Annotated in this window: 6 protein-coding genes; 3 read left to right on the top strand and 3 right to left on the bottom strand. The window is 71.8% G+C overall.

Features of this window, described 5'->3' with window-relative positions:
- Window positions 1-654, bottom strand: a 654-nt coding sequence (gene murI / locus HUU95_RS07175) for a glutamate racemase (protein ID WP_174279490.1), incomplete at its 3' end; no start/stop codon positions are given.
- The gene (locus HUU95_RS07170) at window positions 651-2,480 is read right to left on the bottom strand and encodes a peptide MFS transporter (protein ID WP_174279488.1); all 1,830 of its coding nucleotides are present in this window, start codon (window positions 2,478-2,480) and stop codon (window positions 651-653) included. The genes HUU95_RS07170 and murI, both read right to left, overlap by 4 nt.
- A gap of 104 nt (window positions 2,481-2,584) precedes the next feature.
- Here HUU95_RS07170 and HUU95_RS07165 point away from each other — a divergent pair, with 104 nt between their 5' ends.
- A complete protein-coding gene (locus tag HUU95_RS07165; RefSeq protein WP_174279489.1) occupies window positions 2,585-3,166 on the top strand; it encodes a nitroreductase family protein in 582 nt (193 codons plus the stop codon).
- Between the two features lie 35 nt (window positions 3,167-3,201).
- Window positions 3,202-3,552 (top strand): GntR family transcriptional regulator, encoded by a 351-nt coding sequence (locus HUU95_RS07160; protein ID WP_174279487.1) that lies wholly within the window; start codon window positions 3,202-3,204, stop codon window positions 3,550-3,552.
- Window positions 3,553-3,566: 14 nt separating this feature from the next.
- Here HUU95_RS07160 and HUU95_RS07155 read toward each other — a convergent pair whose 3' ends face one another.
- Entirely contained in the window at window positions 3,567-5,279 is a 1,713-nt protein-coding gene (locus HUU95_RS07155; RefSeq protein ID WP_174279486.1) for an acyl-CoA dehydrogenase, read from the bottom strand.
- A gap of 48 nt (window positions 5,280-5,327) precedes the next feature.
- Between HUU95_RS07155 and HUU95_RS07150 the strand changes: the two genes are divergently transcribed.
- Window positions 5,328-5,640: L-threonylcarbamoyladenylate synthase (locus HUU95_RS07150; RefSeq protein WP_174279485.1), on the top strand; the 313-nt coding region annotated here is incomplete at its 3' end.

Genomic DNA, 5,640 nt, shown 5'->3' with positions numbered 1-5,640 from the left:
GTCCACGAACCGCATCCCCGCCGGCGCGACCGCCGCCAGCGCGTCCCCCAGCAGCGGGAAGTGCGTGCAGGCGTTGACGACGACGTCGATCCTGTCGCCGCCGGGCTGGCCCAGCAGGCCGTGCAGCTCGGCCCCGACCCGGTCGGGTGGGGGCGCCTCTCCCGCCAGCGTCGCCTCCGCCATCTCGACCAGCGCCGCCGAACCGTGGCGCAGCACGGTGCAGTCGGCGGCGAACCGCGCGGCGAGGTCGTCGACATAAGGCTGGCGCACCGTCGCCTCGGTTCCCAACACGCCGATCACGCGGGTGACGCTGATCGCGGCCGCCGGCCGGATCGCGGGGACCGTCCCCACCACCGGCACATCGAGCGCGGCCCGGACGTGCGCCAGCGCGATCGTCGAGGCGGTGTTGCACGCGATCACCACGATGCGCGGGCGGTATCGCTCCACGAGCCGCCCGAGCAGCGCGGGGACACGCGCCGCGATCTCGCCCTCGCTGCGCGTGCCATAGGGGAAGCCGGCCGAGTCGGCGGCGTACACGATCGGCGCCGACGGCAGCGACGCGCGCACGGGCGCGACCACGGACAGGCCGCCGATCCCCGAATCGAAGAACAGGATCGGGCGCGCGTCTCCGGTGCCGGCTTCCTCGCGCGTCAGGTCACACCGTGCATGATGCGCCTGAGCAGCGGCGAGATCGCCAGCAGCAGGACGCCGGCGCCGATCGTCAGCTCGCCGCCGGTCAGGAAGGTCGCCAGATAGGTGTGGAGCGCGAGCTCGGGATTGGTCACCTGCCCGCCCACCGTCTGTACCGCGGCCGCCTGCGCGGCGGCGCCGGCCAGATACTCGCCGACCGACATCGACAGGAACCATACCCCCATCATCATGCCGACGATCCGCGCGATCGACAGCTTGGTAATCATGCTCAGCCCCACCGGCGAGATGCACAGCTCCGCCACGGAGAAGAACAGATAGGTCAGCACCAGCCACCACAGCGACACGCGGAACGCCGGGTTCGCGGTCGATCCGCTCGCCGCCAGTGCCAGGAACCCCGCGCCCACCAGCAGCAGCGCGATCCCGAACTTCACCGGGATCGACGGTTCCCACCCGCGCCCAGCGAGCGCCACCCACAGCCAGCCCATCACCGGCGCGAACGCGACCACCATGATCGAGTTGAACTGCTGGGTTGCCGCCGCCGACATGGGAAAGCCCAGGATCGTCAGATCCGTGTTGCGGTCTGCAAACAGGGTGAGCGACGATGCGGCCTGCTCGAACAAGGCCCAGAAGGTGACGTTGAACACCACCAGGACGATCGCCGCCGCCATCATCTGGAACTCCGCCTTGGTACCCGCCTTGGCGGCCCAGACCGGGATGCCGATCACCGCCGCCAGGAACGTCACGAACAGCGCTTTGCCCAGGAACGGCATCGCTAGGACATAGGCCCACAGGCCGCTGCCCGCCGGCGTCGCGGGCGCCGTCATCACGTTGCGGAACACCAGCCACACGACCGCCGCCGAGGCGATCGCCAACGCATAGATCAGCAGCGCGGGGTCCCTGCGCCCCAGCGCCGGCGGCTCGCCGTGCCCTGCAAGCCGCCCGCCGTCGAACCTGGTCATCGCATAGCCGATCAGCAGCACGAGCGACGCGACGAGGAACCCCGCCCACCAGCCGACATGGTCGACCAGGAACGGCAGCGCGATCTGCCCCAGGATCGAGCCGACGTTGATGCCGGCGTAGAAGATCGTGAACCCCGCGTCGCGCCGCCGGTCGCCGGTGGCGTAGAGCGATCCGACGATGGTCGAGATGTTTGGCTTGAAGAAGCCGTTGCCGATCACGACGAGGCTTAGCGCGAGCAGCATCAGCGCCGTGTAGAAGGGCGGCCGCTCCGCCCCGGCGCTGAAGTCCGCGCGGGCGACCGTCCGCACCACCGCGCCGCCACCGTCGAGCAGCTGCACCGATCCGTCGGGCAGGCCGTGGATCGCGAGCGCCCGCCCACCCGCCTGGCCGCCCGCCCGGTCGCCCATCCGGATCGTCTGCGGCGCGGCGCTGGTGCCCATCACCGTCGCGGCGGGCGCCTGCGACACCGCGTAGCGCCGGCCCGCGATCGTGGCGAAGGGGCTTGCCTGGCTGCCCCCGAAGCACAGCAGGAAATAGCCCGCCGCCATCACCAGCGCGCCGAACTTCACCGACCGCTTGGCGCCCAGATAGCGGTCGGCGAGCAGGCCGCCCACTACCGGCGTCAGGTAGACGAGGCTCAGGAAGCCGCCGACGATCCCGCTCGCCTCGTGGTCCGCCAGCAGGAAATGCTTGGTGAGATAGATCACCAGCACCGCGCGCATGCCGTAGAAGCCGAACCGCTCCCACATCTCGATTCCGAACAGGCGGCGCAGCTGCGGCGGGTGGCCGATCCAGGTCTTTTCCGCGAGCGGTCGTACATGACCGATGTCCGGCTCGAACCGGCTGTCCACCGTCGGGGTTTCGACCATAGATTAGGAAGTTTCCTGAAGGTGCGCCGTCATGGCCGTGGCGAGCGAGAGTAGCGGGTTGCGACCGGCTGTAAATGGCCGTCGCCGGCGCTACATGGCGCGGCATGTTCAACGACCTCTCCTCGCCGCTCGCCGCGCTCGCCACCCGCCGATCGGGCAAGCCGCGCGACCTCGTGGCGCCCGGCCCCGACCGGGACCAGCTCGCCTCGATCATGGCGGTGGCCGCACGCACGCCCGACCACGGCAAGCTCGCGCCCTGGCGGTTCGTGACGGTGGGCGCGGACCAGCGCGACGCGTTCGCCGCGCTGCTCGCCCGCGCCTATGCCGAGCGCAAGGCCGACGCCGGCCGGCTGGAGGTCGAGGCGAACGACCAGTTCGCGCGCCAGGCGCCCGCGCTGGTCGTCCAGCTCTCCTCGCCGCGGCCGGACAGCCACATCCCGGCGTGGGAACAGGAACTGAGCGTCGGCGCGGCGGGCATGAACCTGCTGCACGCCGCCCATGCGATGGGGTTCGCGGGCGGGTGGCTGACGACCTGGGCCGCCTATTCGGACATGGTGCGGGACGCGTTCGGCGCCGCGCCCGAGCGGATCGCGGGGTTCTTCTTCATCGGCACGCCCGCCCGCCCGCTCGACGAGCGGCCGCGTCCCGACATGGCAGGCGTCGCGACGCACTGGACGCCCGCCTGACTGGACCTTCCACCCGATTGCTGTATTAAGGCAGCATGACGGGTCTGAACCGCGACGACAGTCCGGTCTATCTCAAGCTGCGCGGGCTGGTCGTCGCGGCGATCCTGCGCGGCGATCACCGCGCGGGCGACCAGTTGCCGTCGGTGCGCGCCTTCGCCGCCGAGCATGGCGCTAACCCGCTGACCGTCGCCAAGGCGTATCAGAGCTTTCAGGCCGACGGCTATGTCGAGGTGCGGCGCGGCGTCGGCATGTTCGTGCTTCCGGGCGCGGCCGAGCGGTTGCGCGTCGCCGAGCGCGAGCGGTTCGTGACCCTTTACTGGCCGCGCATCGTGGAGCACATCACGCTGCTCGGCCTGGACCCGGCGGCGCTGCTCGAGCGCGCCTGACCGGCGCCCGCGGGTCAGGCCGCGAACGCCTCCGGAGCCATCGCGTACAGCACCTCGGCGCTCGCCGTCGCCGCGGCGCGGAGCCCCAGCGCCTCCGGCACGATCTGGTCGAGGTAGAAGCGGACGGTCGCGCGCTTGGCATCGCCGAATGGCGTCGCCGGCGCGGCGCGCGCCTGCGCCTCCAGCAGCCAGCCGCAGACCGCGACCGACAGCATCGTCAGGAACGGATAGCTCGCCGCCAGCCGGTCGTCATGGTCCGCCCCCGCCAGCCGCCGTCCGATCGCCTCGCACGTCTCTACCAGCACCCCCAGGTCCGGATGCTCCGCGGTCGCCGCCATGTCGGTGATCAGCGAGCCGAACGCCGCGCCGTTGTCGAGGCTGAGCTTGCGGCCGACCAGATCGGCCGCCTGGATGCCGTTGGTGCCCTCGTAAATCGGCGTGATCCGCGCATCGCGGAAGAAGCGCGCCGCGCCCGTCTCCTCGATATAGCCCATGCCGCCATGCACCTGGATGCCCAGGCTCGCGACCTCGTTGCCCAGATCGGTCGCATGCGCCTTGGCGAGCGGCGTCAGCATCTCGAGGCGCGAACGGGCGCCGGCTTCCCCCAGCGTCGCGCGATCGACCATCCCGGCGGCGTGGTAGACGAGCGCCCGCGCGCCCTGCGTCTGCGCGCGCATCCGCATCAGCATCCGGCGCACGTCGGGATGCTCGACGATCCGCACCGACTCGCGCGTCCTGCCGCCCGCGCGCGCCGACTGCACGCGTTCCAGCGCATGGGCCGCCGCCGCCTGGCTCGCGCCCTCCGCCACCTGAACCCCCTGCAGCCCGACGTTGAGCCGGGCGTTGTTCATCATCGTGAACATGGCGCGCAGCCCGCCGCCCTCCGCGCCGATCAACTCGCCGACGCAGTCGTCGCGGTCGCCGAAGCTCAGGACGCAGGTGGGTGAGGCGTGGAGGCCCATCTTGTGCTCGATCGACACGACCCGCACGTCGTTGGCCTCGCCCGGCTCGCCGTCCGCGTCGAGCCGGTACTTGGGCACGAGGAACAGCGAGATCCCGCGCGTTCCCTCCGGCGCCCCCGGGGTACGCGCCAGCACCAGATGGACGATGTTGGACGCCATGTCGTGATCGCCGAACGAGATGTAGATCTTAGTGCCCCGGACCCTCCATGTCCCGTCGCCGTGCGGGGACGCGAGCGTCCGCAGCGCGCCGACGTCGCTGCCCGCCTGCGGCTCGGTCAGGTTCATCGTGCCGGTCCACTCGCCGGTCGACAGCCGCGGCAGATAGGCGGCCTGCTGGCTGGCGCTGCCGTGGTGCGCAAGCGCCTCGATCGCGCCGAGGGTCAGCGTCGGGCAGAGCGCGAAGCCCGTGTTCGCCCCGCCCAGCGTCTCCAGCACCGCGGTCTGGAGCGCGAAGGGCAGGCCCTGGCCGCCCCACGCCTCCGGCGCGCCGATCGTGCCCCAGCCGCCTTCGACATAGTCGCGATAGGCCCTCGCATAGCCGTCGGGCATCACCACGCCCGCATCGGTCCAGCGCGCGCCGACCGTGTCGCCCGCCTTGGCGAGCGGCGCCCATTCGCCGGCCGCGAAGTCCGCGATCCCCGCCAGCACCGCGTCGACCACGTCGTCGCTCGCGGCGGCGAACGTCGCGCTGGCGGCGAGGTGGCCCATGCCCGCGCTGTGCTCCAGCGCGAAACGCTGCTCGGCGGTGGGGGCGGCGTAGGCCATGCGGCAACCTCTCGTATCGTCTTGTCGCGGTGCCTATAGCCGCTCGCGATGACCGCTCCAACCGTGCTGCCCTTCGGCCCCGACGCGATCGCGCGCGCGGCCGCGCTGATCGCGTCGGGCGATATCGTCGCGGTGCCCACCGAGACGGTGTACGGCCTCACCGCGGATGCGGGCGACGCGGCGGCAGTGGCGCGCATCTATGCCGCCAAGGGCCGGCCCTCGTTCAATCCGCTGATCGTGCATGTCGCCGACCTCGCCGCGGCGGGGGCGTTGGGAGTGTTCGACGACGATGCGCGCTCGCTGGCCGCGCGGTTCTGGCCGGGGCCGCTGACGCTGGTGCTGCCGCTGCGCGCCGGCGCGC

Source organism: Sphingomonas bacterium (genome assembly GCF_903643065.1).
Lineage (GTDB): Bacteria > Pseudomonadota > Alphaproteobacteria > Sphingomonadales > Sphingomonadaceae > Sphingomonas.
The sequence above is the reverse complement of the archived record's forward strand: the minus strand, read 5'-3'. Positions and strand labels throughout refer to the sequence as shown.